The 21104-nt window shown below is 49.2% G+C and carries 6 protein-coding genes; 1 reads left to right on the top strand and 5 read right to left on the bottom strand.

Annotated elements, in window-relative coordinates:
* Positions 1–3: 3 nt before the first annotated feature.
* Positions 4–534 carry a TetR/AcrR family transcriptional regulator gene (locus QGT73_RS02100; protein ID WP_123399785.1) on the top strand — a complete coding sequence of 177 codons (531 nt, stop codon included), beginning with the start codon at positions 4–6 and terminating at the stop codon, positions 532–534.
* 441 nt (positions 535–975) lie between these two features.
* Here the strand turns inward: QGT73_RS02100 and QGT73_RS02095 are convergent, their stop codons facing one another.
* From QGT73_RS02095 to QGT73_RS02075, 5 genes are all read right to left on the bottom strand, one after another.
* Positions 976–1515, bottom strand: a complete 540-nt coding sequence (locus tag QGT73_RS02095; protein ID WP_107036981.1) for a hypothetical protein — start codon at positions 1513–1515, stop codon at positions 976–978.
* Complete coding sequence (locus QGT73_RS02090) at positions 1494–10757, bottom strand: SpvB/TcaC N-terminal domain-containing protein (protein WP_280121210.1); 9264 nt, start codon at positions 10755–10757, stop codon at positions 1494–1496. Before QGT73_RS02090 ends, QGT73_RS02095 begins: the two co-directional genes overlap by 22 nt.
* Before the next feature lie 36 nt (positions 10758–10793).
* A complete protein-coding gene (locus QGT73_RS02085; protein WP_280119823.1) occupies positions 10794–13769 on the bottom strand; it encodes a DUF8202 domain-containing protein in 2976 nt (991 codons plus the stop codon).
* Positions 13770–14234: 465 nt separating this feature from the next.
* Entirely contained in the window at positions 14235–20306 is a 6072-nt protein-coding gene (locus QGT73_RS02080; protein ID WP_280121209.1) for a MutS N-terminal domain-containing protein, read from the bottom strand.
* The gene (locus tag QGT73_RS02075) at positions 20296–20748 is read right to left on the bottom strand and encodes a DUF1896 family protein (RefSeq protein ID WP_107037089.1); all 453 of its coding nucleotides are present in this window, start codon (positions 20746–20748) and stop codon (positions 20296–20298) included. The genes QGT73_RS02080 and QGT73_RS02075 overlap by 11 nt, the downstream gene beginning before the upstream one ends.
* Positions 20749–21104: the final 356 nt, after the last annotated feature.

Here is a 21104-nt window from a genome sequence, read left to right as displayed (position 1 = left end):
GTTATGAAGATGGGCAAATTAAAAACGGAACAAAATCGACTGGAAATCCTTCGTAACTGCTACCGTCTGATGGCAACCGGAACATGGGATGCCATATCCGTTTCTATGCTGGAGAAAAACATAAGCCAGACAAGAGGGGCTATCTTCTATTTCAATAAGAACAAGGAAGATTTGTTTATCAATATGATTGATGAGCTGTTTCTTCCGGTATTCAAATTAAGTCAAGCCGATAAAAAACATCTTCGTACTTGTTCTACCCAGACATTTTTTGCAATATATAAAACCCCTTTTGAGCGGGTTTATTTAGACCTCAAAACCAATTATAATCTCGATGATCCATCAAGAGGTCTGTTCAATATTCTTATTCAGGCTCAAAATCATTATAAGGGATTTTGTCAGATAATTGGCAATGAGATTAAACGCGAGATAGCAGAAATAAGCGAAATTATAAAGGGGAATAATGCAATTCACATAGATTTAGGCAAAGTATATGCTCAATCTGCGGGCGTAATATTCCTTGAATCACTATATTAAACAACAAAACCATACTCAAAACAAATATGCCTTTTTTCTGTTTTGGAAATGTTAAACATCCCATAACATTGTTCTTTCTTGATTGGTTGATTCTATGAGCGAAATAACCGATGTTGTGAATTATACCAAATAGATATGTTTCGAAGGTATATTAAAAACATAGGAATAATTTTTGTGAATTTAATTTCAAGGGGCGAATTTTGATGTACAAAATTATAATTCTACCCGCATATAGATTTTCCAATTTTAATTCACCTAAAAGATTTTGTCATAGTTTAATTTTCTGAACGTCACGCTTAACGACAAACATTTATATTATGAGGCTGGAATCAGTTTTAGTAAAAACCTGATTCCAGCCTCAATTCTAAGAGAATTTTATTGAACTCTGTTTATCTATCAATCCTATCTCACCAAACACTCATATGAGAATTTCGTGATGACCTAATTATGGCTTCGATACTGTACATTAAACGAGTTTTCAATCACACTAAAAAGGTCCTCGTAATTTTGAGGAAGGACATTGAGTATGCCAATTTCAAAATTATCTTTTCTGTAAAAACGATTTAAACGCTTAGTGTTTTTATTTAGATTAATGTGATTGCTAAGTTTATTTAATCGAGAATTGTCCGACTCTTCCAAATAAACTTTAAGATGACTAATAAGTTCACTATAATCCGAAAACTTATTTGGTTCATATATGATATAAATGTACTGATAATCTTTGAGTTCTACAACAGTTATCCCCATATCATAATCCACCCTTTTTACCATTTTTTTAGGCAAATTGAAAGAATATGATGGTATGGTATTAATTGTATCACCAGAACTTGGATTGGCATAGGCATATCCTAATACTTTTATGAGAGAGTAATCATCTCCCCCATTCGTGTTGGGGGAGATAATTGCTTTACAAGAAATCAGGGTGCATACACCAATTAACATAATTGCTAATTTAATAGCTATTTTGTCTTTGGTTTCCATTTATGAATCTTATCTACAGCTCTCTCAAATGATGAGAATTTGTAATTGTCAGAGTTCAATGCCCCAGTCCTGTTATAGAATCGTATTCGTTTTTCAACGGTTACATTTGGTGAACCACCAATTGTATTATGATTATTAGGAAGCTGAACCATCTTATAACCTAATACTACATTAGGACTATCTCCAACAGTATTATCTATGTCAGTTTGAGAGGGTAAATTATTGTATAATAACTTGCTATCACCTTCATGGAAGATTAACTGCGGGTGAGAATGCACATCATAGGAAACCCTGTCTCCAACGTTGACAAGAGCGTCAATTGCATCTTTCCAGTGAGCATCGTTAACAACATCGCCCTCTCCCTCAACAATTGGGGAAATCGTGCCGTTTTTTCCAACCCGGAAACCATGTTCATTGCCGGTTTTCTCGGTTAGATCATATGTTTCTTTCATGGTCTTTACAACTTCTCTTGATGGAACAGCCATACATTTGCCTTCGCTGACTGCGAGTGCAGCTTTATCCTTATCCTTCTTCGTTATAAAAACCATTACCCTGACATCTTTTTGATCATCTATGGTTTGAATATATGCTCCATTTTCGTTAAAATAGTCAGTTAATCCTAATGGGTCAACACGATTTATCGGATTGTTATGACAAAAAGTATAACTGGATATATCGGGCGAAATTTCTTCCATTGGATCCGTTGACATCCACAGACTGAGACGTGGATCATAGTAACGAGCACCGTAGTAGTACATACCTGTTTCCTCATCGAATTCCTTCGCGTTGAAGAGATAAGGCGTGTTCCATACGTTGTTTCGCTCCTCGATGAAGACCTCTCCGAAGGGGACATACTCTATGTGCTGAACCACTTCACCGTCAAGGTTGGTGATGAAGCTGGAGCTGCCGAGGTGGTCGGAATGATAGAAGAACTGCAAGTTCTCGTAGTTGTCGGGGTCTTTGAACGACCGCGAAACCGCGCGGGTCTGAGACTTCCGTGCCTCTGCCACCGCCGCCTCCATAGAGCCGTCGTTGCAGCAGAACCCTTCACCATCGGCATAGTTGTCATTGTCAGTACCGTTGTAGGGAACATCGAAGAACTTGTAGTTGTCCTTGATTACCTGTTGCTGGGCTGCATACTTCGACTTGTAATCAACCGAAAGACCGTCAGTGTTAGCTCCGGCATACTCTATACGACGCGGGTCTGAGCCGTAGGAGGCGAAATCGCCGACCTTCGACACGATGCGTTGGCTACCGGCGTAGATATGCTTGGTGTAGCGACCTCCCTGATTTGCCACGAGATACGGGCTTACATAGAGGGAGAATTTAGCGGTGTTGGTCGAGCCACCGGAAAATACACCGTTGACATATACCTGATCGCTTTCTCCGGAAGTCTTGACAGTGCGCTCTCCGTCGGCATCGTACCAGTAGTTGGACACGAAGCCGTTGTCGTCAACTGCAAGCAGACGATTCTCTTCATCCCAGATGAGCTTGCGCTCTCCGACACTGTTGTCCCTATGTCCGTCAGTCATAACCCGGTTGGTGTTTACATAGACAAGATTTCCGTTCTTGTCGTAGGTGTAAACGTGGCCGTTCTCGACATTGTTGTCGCTGGGAGTCTCCTCAGTACGGTAATTAACATCCTTTACACTTTCGAGCTGGAATTTCTTCCCTTCTTCCGAGCCGTAGGTATAAGTGAGGTCATAACCGACATTGAGAGTGCCGTTGAACTGCACGTTGTCCTGTGTCAGATGCTGGCTCTTTGACTTGATGCGGTGCATATTGTCATAGCCCATAGCGAGGGTGTAGGTTGCGGACTTGTTGTCTGCTCCCATGTATGTACCCGTCGCAGTGGCGAGACGATACAGACCGTCATAAGTGTAGGTGTGCGACATCTGGCCGCCGGCATTGCCGTTGGCTGGGAGCGATGCGTTGTTGGCTACCGAAAGGACATTGCTGACCGCATCAAACGTATAGGCGTTGTCCTTAATGGATGTGCCTCCGCTATTGACCGCAAGATTGCTAAGGCGGCGACGGTTGTCGTAGGTGTAGAATGTCTCCGCACCGTTGCAATACTTCAGATAGCTGCGCTGCTCGAACTTGTCGTAGCCTAACTTGGTGATGTAGTCGTAACCGTAGGATTTCTCACCGCGTACCTTTTCAAGAAGACCTCCGAGGTTGTAGGAGTAAGTAACCTTCTCCTCGTCGGGATATATCATTTCGATGAGTCGGTTGTGGCTGTCATAACTCCACTGGGTTACATAGGTTGCAATCGCCTGATTGGGCACGATGAGAGTGCGGCGTGTCTTGGTGACCTCGCCCATCTTGCCGTAGAAGTATTCTATCGCGCCTGTACCATCCTCGCGCATCATCAGACGACCGATGCGGTTGTAGGAGGCGTTGCGGCCGCCATAGTAATACTTGACATTGTTTTCGGGGTGGTCGGGATAGCTGATACCTGTCAGACGGTGGTAGTCGTAGGTGTAGGTTATCATCTTTCCTTCCTCCGCCATGTTCGCTGTCTGCTTGGTCAGGACATTGCCAAGCGGGTCATAGGTGAACGACGTGATACCGCTTGCCGGGTGGTTGACCTCCGTGCGGCGGTCGCCCATGTCGTAAACCGACGTGGTGACATTATCATCAGCGTCAGTAACCTTGACGAGACGCTGGATGCCGTCATATTCAAACGTTGTTACAATATCACCGTCAGGACCGCTGAGCTGAACGGACTTGACCGTTTTGCCGCTACCGTTGGTATGTGTTGCCTGCTTGTTGCCGAGCGCGTCGGTAACTGTCGTTACAAGAGCATTGGAACTATTGTCAAGAGAATATTCGGTAGTTGTCTCCGAATCATCGGGAAGTTTCACGCTCAACGCACGGTCGAGAACGTCATAAACAGTCCTTGTGGGGCTGACATTATCAAACGTGGTGCTGAACGATGTCTTGCCGCCCATACCCTCGGTTGTCGGGTAGTAAGCCTCAGCGACACGACCGAAAGCGTCATAGACATTGCGTCCGCTGACAATCATGACATTCTGGTCTGATGCGCCCGAACCCTTGGATGCTGTCGTGACAACGCCGTCTTTCTTCACCTGTACCGGTCTGCCGAAACCGTCAACGAATGTAACTGTTTCAAGGTCGTCTCTAGGGTGTTGGATGTCGAAATGCTTGGTGACAGCGTATGCCGGAGCGGATATGCCGGACTCGCCGAACTCTGCCTTGGGCTTGTACTCAAACGCGATGATGTAGTCAACGCCTGTCGCCAGCTCGTTGGGTCCGCGAACCTTGGTTACACGACCCATGTTGTCAATTTCAGTCTCGTAGTAGAAATTGTTGAGGTCGCGACGTTCAAGGGCGATGCCATAGCGGTAATCGAAATTACCGGCCTCACTGCGGTAGCCCCATGCGTCGTCTATGCGCTCGACATACATATTCATCTCAGGCTCGTAGCGATACTTGTACCACATACGCTGACCAGTTCCGTTTGCCGGGAGGGTCTTCTGGGTGATGTTGCCGTAGCGGTCATACTTATAGTCGGTGACTGCAACGCCCGAACCGAGCTGCTGCAACACCTGTGTCAGATGATTGGGATACTTGGTGTCGTAAGTTGCCGACACGTTGTGATACATCGAGCCATCACCGCCCACAACCGTCACATTGGTGGGGAGACCGAAAATGTGCTTGCTGTCGTTGGATGTGTACTGGATGTTGGTTGCGTAGTCATAACCACCTGCACCGTTGCTGCCGAGGTTGCCCTTGTCACTGTAACGGTAGGATTTCAACTCTCCGTGGTAGCCGTTGAGATAATACTCGTTCCATGCCTCAGATACAACCATACCATCGGATGTGCCCTCATACTGCTTGTTGGCAGTGTAGCGGAGGGGAACAAACGCCGATGCACGGTCACTGTAAATGACATTCTTCTGAACGAATGAGTAACTATCCGCATTGGCTGTCACGCTGTAAGCGTCATATTCGTTGACTGTCTCGGTAAACTTGTTACCCGATGCGTCGGTAACGTAGGAGGCCACAAGGTTGCCAGAGGCATAATAGTTGTCAACCGCAAATTCCTGAACGGCCTGACGATATACGCCATCACCGTTCTCGGTGTCGAGGCTCTTTGTAACAATCTTGCCGAAACCGAGGAAGTCACGCTCATGACGGTCACGGAAACCGTCGGAGTATTCAAACGCCGACTTCATCAACGGACCGTCGTCATGGATACCGTCGTCAATGGTAAGAGCCGACATAACCCACTTACCGCCGGGATGCCCGTATGTAGGAGTTGAGTGTGCATAGTCCACCTCAAAGCGACCGCCGATAGAGTTGGTGACCGATTTGAGCATATTGGTACGACCGATAGCCGAGCGGGTAACCTTCAGCTCGTTCTCGCTGTCAGACTCAACTATATCCAGATAGCCGTCACCGTCAACATCCTGCAAGGAATATTTCGTGCGGTTGATGCTATGGCTCAATGAAACACCGGGGTTAACCGATATTTTAATCGGAATAATCTTAGGAGTAATGTTGACCGTGAAGGCTACATTGCTACCTTCAGATGTGGATGCAGACTCATTGAGAGCCTTTGCGCCTTTCCATACAAACGGGGTGTCAAAACCAATACCGGTATTCAAGGCGACCATAATATTATCGCCGGATTTCCAAACCTTGTCAGGCAGTCCGTCAGAGTTTATATCCGTAAGATTATACTCCTCACCGTTTTTGGAGGTTACGAAATTAAATCCTCCGGCAAAACTACTTGAACCGATATTGAAGGATGCCCCAGCCGAGAAAGACTGACCCTTGCCTCCCTGTATGCGGTCAATATCCCAGTCTATCGGCTCTGTAAAGGCATAACCGAGATTGATGCGAACTTTGCCACCTGAGACTATCTTGTCGGGCAGACCGTCACCGTTTACATCGACGAAGCTCTCTGTACTCCAATCCTCATTAGACGGAGGGATACTTGCAGATACAGGAATACCGCCTTTTGCCTTGCTGCTGGATTCCTGATTGGAATTGCTTGCCTTGCCACCTGCAATGTGTCCGACAGTATTGCTGACTGACATTATCGCATCGCTGCTAAGGGCAAATCCCTTTGACTGGTTTTCACTTGAAACAGTGCCTATGCCACCGAGAACCTCTCCGCTTATACCGCCGAGTGTATTGGTGTATTGAACTTTACCTCCGGCTACAATGTCAGGATAACCGTCACCGTTGAGGTCAATCATCATAGACTTGGTTGTAGAGCTGCCCTTGGAATCATTATAGGTGAGCATGACACCTGTCTGGACAACACGGCTGTTGCTTACCATCTCCTGAGAGATTGCAGCCGCACCAGTGCCTTGCAGATGTTCACCGGCAATGCCGGCCACTGCTCCTATATTGTCAAACGGATTCGTAAGGACAACATCCAGTTCGGTCAGACGGGCCGACCCCATGTTTGTGGCAGTGATGAATATCTCCTCGCGCTGACCGCTCCAACGGTCAAGTTTATTCAAATCCGTACTCAACGGCGTAAACGCCATTGTCAATGGGTCAAGAGTGACATTTTCATCTTCAGGCAATGTCAGCAAAGACTCATCAATAGGCCGGGAGTAACGGTTTTCAGATGCGTTATACACAAAACCGCCCCAGCCTCGATATAGATGTCCGAATCCAGACGGGTCATTGGCTGCATACAGGTTGGCATCAACAGTCTGAGGCAAAATCACCGACGGAGATTTAATCTGGACAGCGACATTTGACACGGCATCACCTATAAGACAATCATCCGAGAACAATTCAAACCAAACCTTATCGCTGCCGATGTCTGATTTCAGAATGGAAATAGAGTCATTTGCCACAATTCCACCCATAACGGCGAAGGATTTCTTGCCCAACAGTCTGTCGGTTGTCTTCGCTGTCAATGTGACTTTTCCGTTATAAGACGGATTTGAGAAAGTTATAGCGGGTTTTACATAAAGAATTGTATCCGCCGTAGTTGCTGTATAAGACGGGGCATTTTTTATGTGATTGGCGTACAACGTATAGTCCGGGCAGACAGGGCGGTTCTGCTGTGTCCCGGTTGAATCCGCGTAAGACACGACAGGACTCCACTTGACAGCATCCCAGCGCACATTTGATTCCGAACTTACGACAAACCGGAAGTTTGTCAGACCATCGTTGTTTTGCAACGATACTGAAACATCGTCATTAAAACTTTCATTCCACGGGAATGTACGAGTAAATACCGTTTTCTCGACATAAGCCGGATTGTCATTGCCGTTAACGTCCTTTCGGTCCGTAGAGCCAACAATGGTAAGCGTGACGTCATCCGTGGTTTCAGGCTTTGTGAAATTGCCGGATATGCCGACCGTTGGATTGTTTTTCGCAATACTCAATGAAGTGGCTGCAAAATATAACGCACCCTCTTCCGGCTCATATTTTGTTGTCGAGTATCCATTGGGCATTATTTCTTCAGCCCCGGTATATGTTATGACAGGATGCCATACAACCTCGTCAAACGCACCATTGCCCATTTCCTCTGTACCTGACTGGACTCGGAAATATATGCGGTCTCCCTTGTTGACCGATACAGCCGTAGCCGCAGCATTGTGAGCGGAGGCATCCCCCTTGGCTATGGACTGACTCCATAATTCTGAGCCGCCCTTTTGAATAGCCACACGGACACCATCCGCTTTTTCATACTCATCGGCATCATAGTCTCCGGTCGGAGTAACAAGCGAAACTGTGCCCGAAATATTGACTACGCCCACTCTCGGAGCAACCCATACGCGGACAGCATCTTCCATCGGGGATATGCGCAGCACCTCTGCCTGTTCTTCCGGGTCAATGGCACCGACGGATGTGTCTATGTTGGTGGGGTCATAGATAATCGGGCTGGGTGTATCAGCACTGCTCAATGTGAATGTCGGAACGGCATTACCCTGTGCGTCAAATTCGATATGGTTGAAATAAACCTTGCCATTTGAAACGAGGTCAATCAAACCGTCACCGTTGATGTCAGAGAAATATTCCTTTGTCTTTGTTGTGGTTTTCGATAAATCAACGCCGACAGTGGCAGCTACCGGACCCCAACCTACCTTAACATCGGCACCGCCGGAGTATGTGTTGCTGCTGGACGAAGAAAATCCGGAAATGCCCTTGACTCTAATCGGTTCTCCGTAAGAAATTTCACCGGAATTGGCATCCCTTAACTGAGGGCGATAATACAACGCTCCACCATCACGGTAAACCTTATCGGGAAGACCGTCACCGTTCAAATCCACAAACGTGGACAATCCCTTTGATTTGTCATTTGAATAGTTAAAGCCGCCACCGCCTGTTGTCGTTGTGGTTGTGCTCTGATCGTCGGGGCCGACACCTGCATAGAACGAGCCACCAACCGATGAACTTGTCGTGCCGCCGAGTGCGGAAGGCTTGTCGCTGAACATATCCATCCCCTGCAACGGGTTGATGAAATCGGCATCGAGGCCGTCATTGTGGGTGTTCCATGTCTCTGACTCGGACTTGAAAGGCACATAGCCGTTGCCCGACTGAACGTCATCGTAATAGTCGAACTTCTGGAAAGTGAACTCGTTGCCCTTGTCATCGAACTGGCGCACACTCTCAAGCATATCCTTGTGAAACGCGCCGTCAACATACGAGAACGAATAGCTGCGCAGCTTGCCGCCCATGAAGTCAATCTGCACGTTTTCGAGCAGACGGTTGGAAGATGTCAGGTAGCCGTAACGGGCATTGTTGGCCTTCTGACGTTTTGTCTTGTTGCCGGTGAGGGTGACAACCGTGTGAGGTCCGTCACTCTCGGCATTGCCCGCGCTGACCTTGGAAAGATAGATTGCCTTCGCAACCAATCCGCCGCGCACAGGCTCGTCAACAGCCGTGTATTCATACTCTATCCAGTCGCCGTGGGTCTCGACAACCCGTTTGAGCTTCCACTCTGAAATCACCTCGCGGGTATTGCCGGAGAGGTCGGTAATGGTGCCTTTGAGCACCGCGCCCTCGCCTCCGTAGGTATATACCACGCCCTGCTTGTCGGTAACTTCCCAATAGTAATCGGCCGGGCTGCTGCCCTTGCGGATTATGCGCGAGAAATCGCCGCCCTGACGGGTATAGAACTGACGGTCGGACTTACGGGCAATCTTGTCACCACGGTGGGCGACGCTCATCGCTCCGTTGTCATCCATCGTCGAGAGCATCGAGCCGGAGAGCGAATATGTCTCGGTCTCATTGGTCAGGTCATAGCGCGGAACACCCCAGCGGGTATCAAGCGTTATCGAGGGGACGGAAAGGTCCCAGCCCTGTCCGAGCCAGCCGTTGCCACCGTCACTATTGTAGCTTATTGCTAATGAGGGTGCCATGCCGTTACGGGCAGGTGGCATCTCGAAGGCGTATTGCAGGTTGGCGGAGCCACGGTTGTTAGCCGTCGGAGGAGTGATGATGTTGAGTTTCGCCGTCGGGTCCGCAGCCTTGATATCGTTCATCATGGTGGGCGCGAAACCGTCGGTCTCGGGTGATTCGGGAGCCTGAATGACACCGTTGATCATGTCGGTGAAGTGGGTAGTCTTTGACTCCACATAGGCCAGCTCCTTGTTGACGGCTATGCGGTCGAGAGCCACCCAGTGCTCCTGCTCGACATCGTAATAGAACGTGCGTATGTCGTCTTCCGTGTAACCGCTCGGAATCCTCGTGCGGTCGTAGCCGAGCCTTACGGTCGCGCCTTCCTCAGAGAAATGGGTGCCGTGAGGCAGGAACCGGTATCCCTCGCCCTGTGCCGTGACATTCGTCATGGCGAAATCAAGTTCGGGCATATCATCCTCGGCAAGCACCGACACCGACAGCTCGGTGTCGCGCAGCAGTGTACCTCCTGAGAAAGAGATTGCGCCGCCGGCCACCGCGAGACTGTCAGCTTGTCCCTTGCGGAACGACCCTTTTACCGACTCGCCGTCAGGTATGCGGGAATATTTGTCCGCGTCCTGCTTACTGGCATTGGTCTTTGCCGGCTGCGTGGCCGCTATGCCGGCGTCCTTTACTTTTTCCTGCTGCTGCGGAGAGGAATTGCCGCTTTCGCTGAGCACCGTCCCCGGAGAGGAGGAAGGGCTGTCAGCCTCTATGTTTATGCCGCTGCTGCCCGGCGAATTGTTCGCCCCGGCGGAAGGCCCCGAAAGGAACCACGCGCCCGACAAACCCACCGCAGAGAGTATAGCTGTGGCAACGGCTATGCTGTATATCCGTCTCATAATCGGTTTATTATGTTGTTACTGTGTTGTTTCCGGTTATTTCGCAAGAATCTTTTGGGTATGTTCGCCCTCGGCTGTGATTGCCTTGACGATATACACACCGTTCATCGGAACTGTGAAACGCTTGGTCTTGATGTCGGAACCCTCCATCTCTCCCTCGAACACGAGGCGGCCTGATGCGTCGAATACCATGAGGGTGGCGGGCCCGGATTGTTCGCGGTCAAGAATGGCGTTGAAGATATGGGCTGTACCATCCTCGGCATCAACCGAAAGGCTGCTGTTACGGGTATTGCCTCCGGGCTCATCGCCTCCGGGATGGTCTGATTGACCTATCACAACAGGTTGCTTAGGCTCTATGCCGTTGGGCATCGACGGGTCACATCCGTTGCCGACATGGACAGTGTAGGTCACGGTATTTGTCTTGGGGGTCTCAATCTGGACATTGCCGTAAATCTCAAAGTCCTCGACAGGCGTACCGTTGATTGTCATACCGGTGATATGGGTGTCGCCTCGACCGTACTTGATACACATCCTCCAGAGGCGCAGAGTCCACGCGCTCTTTTTGAGTACCTCCTCGCCATTGTGGAACCATCGTACATATATGCCGCTGATTCTGAGACCGAGGGTGTCGCCGGGCTTAATGGGGACTCCCTGTGTCAGACTTGTGTAGCCGTCAAGGATGAAATAGGCCTTGTCGCCGCGCACGTCATATCCCCATTGGGTTATGTCCTCTTTTACAGAAGGCTCCGCGCCGATGCGGTACCACGAGCCGGTCTCCGTCACGGTCCACTCCACGTCGCCGCCTGTAAACCTGCGGTCAGTGTGGGAATATGTCGTGTAGAGAAGGTTGCCCTTGCCGTGGATGTCGTTTCCACCGCCCTGTGTCACCGTAAGAGTATATGTTCCCGTGGCGAGATTCTCAATCCTGTGGGTCTTGCCCATGAAACTGCCGCTTGCCACGAGGTCGTCTTTCTTCATACCGGCCACGCTGTCAACGGTAAGCGAATACCTGTATATAGGAGTGCCTATGTTGATGCCTATGTCGATTGCACCGTCTTTTTGGGGAACTCCGTCAACACAGGTTGTCGGTTCCACATCCACATCGGCATCAATGCCATCGAAATAGGCGAAAGTGAACACGTCTGAACCGCTCCCGTCTGCATCCCACAATATATTGTGGAACATGGTCTTGCCTCGGGATATATCCGGGGGTGAGCAACGCACCATCACCGTGTTGTCGGTGTCGAACTGACCTTCCCCAGTGGGGTCAATCAGCATGACGGTACGGTTGCGGCTGTAATGGTAGAACTCCTTGTCGGGAGTAAGGTTGTGTGCCAGCTCTGCAAAATATCCGGTTTCCACCGCCCCGTTGGAACGCACGGAGGTCAGATACAGCGGAGTGGCGGAGGCTTCCGCGCTTATGACACCTCTATATACCGAATTCCTCGCATCTTCGGGTATGGTTACGGTATATGCCGCACCTCCCTCTCCGTCAACGCGAAGATACACAACGCCGTCGGAAAGCATGACCGACACATCGGCACCGCTGACATCCGCGGCTATGCCGGTTCCACCTGCCTCGCCGTTGGCTATCGCCCTGACGCTGCCGTCACTGCCAATGCGGAATCCGTATGTGCATCCGCTGTCGCCTGATTTGGAAAATCCGACATCAAACGCAGGATGCGTTGACGGACACGGGAACTCTATCAGTCCGGTGCCGTCAGTCAGTTCGGGTGTCACCACTGATCCGGGAGTGTTCTCCTCCAGACTTATCACGTCAAGAAAGCCTTCAGGCGTTACGGTCATGCCGGTGGCAGTCCAGCGCGTCGCGGTAGTGTCGGCGACTGTCGGCATATTCGGCTTGACCAGCCATGTGCGGTTCATGATGTGCCAAAGTGTGTCGTTGGGAGAGGTGTAGGTCTCCAACGCGCCGCCGTCGTCGCCCCAGAAAAGAGACATTTTGTCAGGCATCGGGTTTCCATGCTCACGGCCCATGACAAGGAGATGAGCCTCTGACGGAAGACCGTATGAGTTTGATTTGTGATAGCTGTCGTTCTCGGGGAGCGACGTGTATAACGGGCCCTCCTCATAAGAGGTGGCCGACATGGGCTGGAGAAAATCACCGGCCTTGTTCCTTGAAATCGCCGTGACGCGGTTGTGATATACCCCGGCGTCGTCACGGTCCCACACAAGGTTGCCGTCTCCGTCAAGATATGAGTCATTGAGGGTGACACCGTATTTCATCGCGAGATAGCTCTCCGCCTTCCTTCTTTCGCCGGGAGTCAGGATGCGGTTATACACCAACAGTTCAGGCGAATACCCTTCAAACCCCTTATTGTCGAAATTGGAAGTGTCGAACGGGCCATTGAAATGCTCGTCTGTGGGTGAATACGCGCCGCCGATTGTCAACGTGCCGCCGGGACCGCCCCATACCGATGTGTTCGGATTGGCCGCGCGGTAATAGGTCAGCACCTTTGTGGCGTGTTCCTTGAATGTGTTTTCAGGTATGGAGTCTTTTCCCGTGTAGAGCAGATCCTCGCCGTGGGTCTCCCCGTAGTCAAGAGGCTCTATGTTTCCGGGTCTTACAATCCGGTCGCTGGTGACGAGACTGCCGCCTCCGTCACCGCTTGCGACCCCATAGACAACTCCCTCGGTTTTGAACGTGTAAGGCGCGAACACCCCGATAATCGTGCCTTGGATGAGTGACGAGCGATGCAGCTCGCTCCACTTCGGGGTGTCACCTTTCGAGAAGTCGAGTGCCGGGTTGAAATTTAGCGACTTGACCAGAGCCCTGTCCTGTGTGAACACATAGGTGCCGGAGACTCTGTTCTGAGCATACTGCACCACCGAATCGCCCGAAAAATCGAGCCATTGGTAGCGGCCCTGCAGGTTGCCTGAGACCGGAGCAGCCTTAAACCAGGCGTCAACTCCCTCGACACCGCCCGGAGAACGGGCAAGCAGCAGGAGCGCAGACAAACCACACAGGCCTGAAAAGAGTAGTACCTTTTTCATACGCAAGTGATGTTTTGGGGTTTAACATAAATATGTGATTATAACTGGTTTGTCTGCATTATATCAAGCTTGGCGAGCTTAGCGGGATCGGTGACCGAGTCAAGGTTGCCCGCCCTTAGCTTACCTTTTAAGCCTGAACCATATTGCAAAGATAATCGAAAAAAGATAACGCACATAATGTATTCGACTAAAATCTATTGTTTTAACTATTTTTAACGGTTAGTCGACTGCGATTCTCAACTATGCGTTTAAATTAAATAAATAATAAGGCTATATCGCGAAGTAATAAATCTAAATCAATCCTGTTGAAATGATACATATTGTACACCCACTTAGGATGTGTGTACGGTCAGATTGCATCTTTTACCATATTAAATTTACTATTACAATACGCTCATATTGTATTGTCTGAATATGAAAATGGGATCCGACTTTCGCCAGACCCCATTTTTAGTTATTTTTTAATTATAGTTTGGGATGGCACATCCCAAAAATTGGAACTCTGGCACGATACCTTGAAAATGGTTCTGCAACCATTGACTCCTTATTGCCATTAGATTTAGCTTCAGCAACAGAGACATTTTGTGAATCCTTTTCCTGCTTGTTTTCCTCGCCGTTCTGTTCCTCTTTATTTGGTGTGAGTTCAGCGGTAATCCTGCGATCAAGGGCTGCAAGTTCGGATTTTAAACCTTTCAGTTCTTCCTCCTTGCCCCACGGCTTGGCGACGATAGCTTCGAACTGGGGAACGTCGGCTTTGAGTCTGGCGGTGCGTTCCTCATACTGCTCGATGATGCCGGGTATCTTCTCCAATGCGTTGACGAAGTTCATACAGGCGGCATGGGTGTCGGACATTGCTATGAAGCCGTTGTTGAACTTGTATTTGTAGTTGCCTTCGACCACAAAGCGGTTCTGAACGGTCTCCTTGCCGTCAACAAAATTACGCTCGGAGATAATGCTGATGGGGAAGCCATAGATTTCTCCGATACGCTTGTACTGTCCGTGGGTGTCGGTTTTCATCGCCAGACCTTGAAGGTGGATACCCATGTTCTGCTCGTCACGGAGGTTGCAAGTGTCGATAGTGAGATTGTTGACGGGGTTGCCGTCTTTATCTCGCTGGACAACCGACGCATATCGGGCTGCATCCTCCTTCATACGACTTATTGCCGCCTCGTTGTTGGCAATGTCGTGGCTGATGGTCTGGAGCCTAAACTTGGAATCGGAGATACCCTTGTTGTGGGCTTTGCGTTCAGACTCCAGTGCCGCTATCCGCTTTTCAAGTTTAGCCTTTTCGAGAAGGTCGGTGTTGCCGCTGAGAATAGCCATATATTCCGAGAAGTTCATGCCGTTCTGCTCGTCCATCGCGCCCTCGTCGATTGTTCTTGTTCCAAGCGCGCCACGTTTGAGCTGGCTGATGAATGTTGCCTTGCAGTGAAGAAGGTTGAACTTGTAGGAGTCCAGAGTTTTCTCCACGGCATATATCAGAATGTCAACATTATTCCCTGCGTACAGTTTTGCGACATCGTTGCCGTGTCGCTGACCTCTGCCGTCTCTTTGTTCAAGGTCTTTCGGCACCCAAGGTATATCAAGATGGTGAATACAGACAACCCGCTTTTGAGCGTTTACTCCCGTACCAAGCGTCTGTGTCGAACCGAAAAGCACGCGTACATCGCCATCGTTCATCGCCTGAAACAGTGTTTTCCGGCTACGGTCGGTCTTACATTCCTGAATAAAACGAATATCATGTGCCGGGATACCGTAATCCTCTATCAGCTTTCGTTTGATTTCGGAATAGACATTCCATTCCCCGGGCTTGTATGTTGACAAATCACTGAATACAAACTGTGTGCCTTTATGTTCATCATACTTCCGATAATATTCCGCTATCATCCGGGCGCAGTGGCTGGCCTTGTTGCCGGGATCATCGTCATACGAAGGGTCTATAAGACGCATATCCATTGACATTTTGCGGGCATAGTCTGTGGCAATAAGCATCTTCGCCTTTTCTTCGGTCTGTGACAGCGGTTCTCGCCCCAGTATGGTGGCATCGCCACTCTCGGCAAATTTCATCAGTTTCTCGATGAAGTCCTCCTGTTGCGGCGTCGGAGGAATATTATGCAGTATCTCGTTCTTTGCAGGACGGTCAACGCCTACATCCTCCGCCGTGCGGTAATCCGTTATCTCGTTGTAGAATGCCGCAAGCTCCGGCACTTTGATAAAGTAACGGAAACGCTCTTTCTGCACAATTCTATTGGTGACATTAAACTCGAAGTCGGTTGTTTTCTTTGCGAAAATCGCCAGCCAAGCGTCGATGCACCGTATATCCTGCCTTTCAAGCTCTTTCGGGCGTAGATACTTGAACAGCAGGTACAATTCGGTGAGCGAGTTGCTGATTGTCGTACCGCTGAGAAAAGTAGCACCGAGGTCTTTGCCCGTCCGCTCCTGAATGGTGCGTATGGCGTAGAGAAGATTCAGCGCACGCTGTGAGCCTTCCGAGTTGCCTAATCCCGCCACACGGTCGTGTCGGGTATTGAACATCAGGTTCTTGAACTGGTGCGACTCGTCCACAAAAATGTGGTCGATACCCATCTGCTTGAAGTCAACGACAGCATCCTTGTTCTGATCCATCTGGTACTGAATGGTCGCAATCTTGGCGGTCAGGTTTTCCTTACGCTTGATTAAGCCTTTGAGCATACCACGACTAACATCGTGGCCCTGCTGTTTCAGCACTTCAAGATTCTCCTCAACCGTATCAAGCTCCGCCTGAAGAATCTGTTGCTGCATCTCCGGCGACTGCGGGATTTTCCCGAACTGGTCGTGCGACATTATCACGCAGTCATAATCGTTGTTCTTGATCTGATTGAAGAAATTTACGCGGTTGTCAGCCTTGAAACTCTTTTCATCGGCAAACAGTATCCGGGCATTGGGATAGGCACTCTGATATGTCATGGCAATCTCGGCGACGTTGGCTTTCAAGCCGATAATCATCGGTTTGTGAGCCAGCCCAAGACGTTTCATTTCATGCGCTGCTATACACATTATCAGTGTTTTACCTGTCCCCACCTCGTGATCGCACACTCCGCCTCCGTTCTGTTTCAGCATCCATATACAGTCTTTTTGCGACTGGTAAATGGAGTGGATTCCATACCTGTCACCCAATAATTTCATATTCAGCTCAGGGAATGTCTGATGTGAACCATCATACTGAGGGCGCACGAAACAGTTGAACTTGTCATTGTAGAGGTCAACGAGTTTTTCCTTGAACTCCGGCGACTGGGCTTCGAGCCATTCGCTGAATCCGTTTCGGATTTCGTCAATCTTGGTATTGGCGAGTTGGATAGCCTCGTTATCCGGCACTTTGATGTCGTTGCCGTTTTCATCTTTACCTGCCGACTTTTTGATGTCGGGTACGGTATTGTGGAGTGCGTGTTTCAACAGGCTCATTCCATCGTATGTGCGGTAATAGCCTCTGACACAGAACTCCTCCCAGATGGTCATGTTCTTTCTTGATGCCTCCGCCGAGTATTCATCCATAGATGAAGAATAGGCAATCTTCACATCGGTGTGGAATAGATATGACATATAAGCGGAGTAGATACCCGTTGGAATCCATCGCTCACCGAAGTTGAAATCCAGTTCATCGAACTCGATGCGGCGGGGCCGTGCTTCCTCCAACGCATTGAGCGAATCTTTCGACAATGCTATGAAAGGTTCTACACCGTCATATCCGGGAAAGTCCTTTATCCGTTCTTCCTCATGGTCAATCCATGCCCTGACATTATCGGCTTTTGCCACTACATTTCCAGCAATGAAACGGTCTTTGACCTCATAGCTGCTGACAAGCGGATTATAATATATGTGTCCTTCAAGGTTATCTACCAATGAATCCTCATCCATATCCACAAGCGATGACATATATTCAAGGTTGACGACACCATATTTATTAAGTGATGCAGTCAGTGCCTCCAGCGGTGTATCCACCGAAGTAACCTCGTCAACCGCGAATGATACCGGATGGTCGAAAATGTCAGCCTTGACAAACCGACCATTCTCGCCCCGCTCCAATGCCAGTGCGTCCCTGCCGTTGGCATCCATGAGGATAAATTTTACATTCTTTTTCTCATTTAGGTTGCCGTATTTCTCCACAAACTCATCATAATACTGATTGAGGTGTTCGCGCAGATGTTCTGACGGTTCATGGGTCTCAGCCTCATAGTTATAAAGCTGCTGATAAGTTTCCGACAGAGTGACATAGAGCATGGCGCGTTTCGCCTGTTCCGGCTTCAATTCCAATGGATTGAATGTAGCACCATTCTTGCGGACTTCCGAGAGGAAGCCCACAAGACCGTCCTGCACCACCATACTGCCGTTGTGGTGGAAGAACTGAATATCCTCCGAGAAAGGACGGGGTGACATATCCACCTCGGCCTTCTCCGGCTTTTTCGCCTCCACTATTGGCTGTCTGCTGGGAATGAAGTAGCCTTCGGTTTTCTCGATTACAGTGCCACCCTCGACGATAGTTTCGGATTTATAATCCTTATTGGCTTCTTTTTCAGCCGCCTGACGCTCACGTTCCGCAAGCTGGGCGTATGCGATTGACATCATCGCTTCGTAGAATCCGTTGATAGGCGGATTATCGTCCCAGTTCAGAGAACCGTAAAATTCCAGCTCCTTGTCAGTGAGCGGTCGGAATTTGTTTATGGGTAACGGTTTGGCATCAGCCCACGGTTTCGGCTTTTCGACCGGCTTTTCCTCCTTCTCTTTCTTTGGCACGGCGGGACGCTGGTGTTTTGGCGCGTCCCTCGGCTCCAGTTCTCCGAAAAGGTTATAGGCAAACAGATGCGGGTCGGGATTGTCGGAGTAATCCGGGCCGCCGTCGGTTTCTATTTCCTTCGCCTGTTCCGGAATGGGTGTAGATGGCACACTCTCGGATTGCTCAACCTTCTGTATTTCGGCATTGGGCGTAACAATCTCTACGACCTTTTGCTTGGCGGTCTTTGTCAGCTTCGGGTCTTCGAGCTGCTCACAGATAGCCACACGTTGCCCGGCTCTTACGAGCTTACGCAGGTATGCGTCGAGCGCGTGATGTGGAAATCCGGCAAGCCCTATATATTTGTCACTGCCGTTGGCTCTGCGGGTGAGTGTAATACCTAAAATCTCCGACGCTTTTACCGCATCCTCGCCAAAAATCTCATAGAAATCGCCCACTCTAAACAGCAGTACAGCATCGGGATGTTTCTTTTTCATCTCCTGATACTGTTGCATCAGAGGCGTATTGGTGAGGCTCGACTTCCTTTCCACTTTCGGAGCTTTCTCCTTTACCTCCTGTTTAGGCGTAGGAGTTGGAGCAACCGGGTCAGGCGTAGGCGGCTTGATACCGTTGGAATTATACAATTCCAGATTCAGGTGCAGGTGCAACGACTCGTCAAGTGCCTTTCGCAAATCCTCGGCTATGCCGTTGATACCACCGTCATGGTGGTACACGATAGCCGGTTTGCCATATTGGTCAGTACCAACCTTTGCATCGGTACAGATTACATTCTGCGGAAAAGCCTGAAAGAACTTGTTGCCCGGAACTTTCGTACCTCGGTCAACAACCGACTGGATGAAAAATTCCTCATCAGCCGACAATGACTTCTTCCCTGTGTGCTTCTGGAAAATAATCAGGTCAGAGCCAACATCAGTTCCGGCGTTTTCGCTGAAAGTATTGTTGGGCAAACGCAGAGCTGCCACAAGGTCAGCCTGTTTCACAAGTTCCATTCTTATAAAGGGCGAAGCCGCGTTCATCACACCCTGCGATGTGATAAAGGCAATCAGACCTCCCTCTCTCACTTGGTCGAGACCTTTGAGAAAGAAGTAATTGTGCAACGACTTCGCCGCCTGACGGTAGCCAATTTCCTTGCTCGTTGCATATTTAGGATCTGCAACCGCGAAATCACCGAAAGGAACATTTGAGGCCGCTACATCGAAATAACCGTCGAAATCGGGGTCGATACGCTCAAAGCCTTCAATATTCACAGTAGTGGACGGATGCAGAGCCTGTAAGATTTTACCTGTCAGCAAATCTTTCTCAAACGATAGGCACTCCGCGCCGGGGTAAATCCGTAGAAATGAATCAATGAAAGCACCTTGACCGGCCGACGGCTCCAGAAACTTTTTAACTTCGACACCCTGATATTTCAGTGCATCAGCGAGAGCATTTACAATGCGGTCGTCGGTATAGAAAGCCGTCAGCGTTGACGCTTTCAGCGACTCCATATAGCGGTTAAACTCCTTGTCGTCATGCGAATAGTCGTGGATAAGGCGACGCAGTTCAACCGTAGGTGCGAACAATTCAATATCCGACTTGCTCCACTTGGCTGCATCCGCCAACTCATTGGCATCATTGAGGATACACTTCAACCCGCCGAACCCGGCATACTTGTGCAGTATCTCCCGCTCTTCGGGAGTCTGCGCTGTGCGTCCGGCAACACCGAGCTTCAGGACAAGCCTGATAGCCTCAATGTTGTCGCGCATGGTCTGTAATCGGTTAAAGGCCATATTCGTCGAAATATTCGGCAATCCGACCGGAGATTACCAGCTTTAGAATCACACCTTCGTTGGTGTTGAGATATTCTTCGCTCAGTTCCACATCTTTGAACTCCTGCTGCAATTCTTCCAGTAGCGTATAAGTCCAGAACTCGATGGAACGTTCATCAAGAGAAATATGATCCGAAAATTCGTCTGCAAGTATGCCGCTTACAAAATCGTATGGCGAAATCTCAAAGCCATCAAGCAGACGGGCAATGGCTTTCTCGGAGGATATATAGACTTCATCCCCGGCCAGCCTTGATTCCACATAAATGTTAGCCGCAGCTTCGGCGCGTGCGGCAATAAGCAGGTCATCATCGGCTTCGGGGAAATGATGCACCGTCAGGTAACGGCGCAGATACAGATTATAATAGTCGAGGTCGTAGCCTCGGCCATCATTCTTTCTTTTCATAAAAAGGTTGGGGGAAATTATAGGGCGTGAATCCTTTCACACTGCAAAGAAAACCATAATGAAAGAGGCATTCATCATTTCCGGGGACTATGGTACTCGGTAGCCTCGCAATGCCTCAATGTGACACGACAAGCGACATTTTCCATTCAATCCCTGTTCCGACATACTTTTGAAGTACATAAATCGCCTGTCTTTCAAATAATTATAAAAGGTTAGTACCCCAAAATTTGCACTTTAACAATTTTATAAGACTGATTATCAGTGAGATAAAATTTACGAGAGGGCTGCTTTGGGGTACTCTCCCAACGGGGGGATACAGGCTCTGTAATTTTGCATCGTAATCGAAAACGAAACGC

The organism is Duncaniella muricolitica (assembly GCF_910574735.1).
Taxonomy (GTDB): domain Bacteria; phylum Bacteroidota; class Bacteroidia; order Bacteroidales; family Muribaculaceae; genus Duncaniella; species Duncaniella muricolitica.
This window is presented reverse-complemented; position numbering and strand designations above follow the sequence as displayed.

Bases quoted from the DNA above. Each gene is read 5' to 3' on its own strand.
- QGT73_RS02095 (WP_107036981.1), bottom strand. From the start codon at position 1,515: ATGGAAACCAAAGACAAAATAGCTATTAAATTAGCAATTATGTTAATT.
- QGT73_RS02090 (WP_280121210.1), bottom strand. From the start codon at position 10,757: ATGAGACGGATATACAGCATAGCCGTTGCCACAGCTATACTCTCTGCG.
- QGT73_RS02085 (WP_280119823.1), bottom strand. From the start codon at position 13,769: ATGAAAAAGGTACTACTCTTTTCAGGCCTGTGTGGTTTGTCTGCGCTC.
- QGT73_RS02080 (WP_280121209.1), bottom strand. From the start codon at position 20,306: ATGGCCTTTAACCGATTACAGACCATGCGCGACAACATTGAGGCTATC.
- QGT73_RS02100 (WP_123399785.1), top strand. From the start codon at position 4: ATGAAGATGGGCAAATTAAAAACGGAACAAAATCGACTGGAAATCCTT.
- QGT73_RS02075 (WP_107037089.1), bottom strand. From the start codon at position 20,748: ATGAAAAGAAAGAATGATGGCCGAGGCTACGACCTCGACTATTATAAT.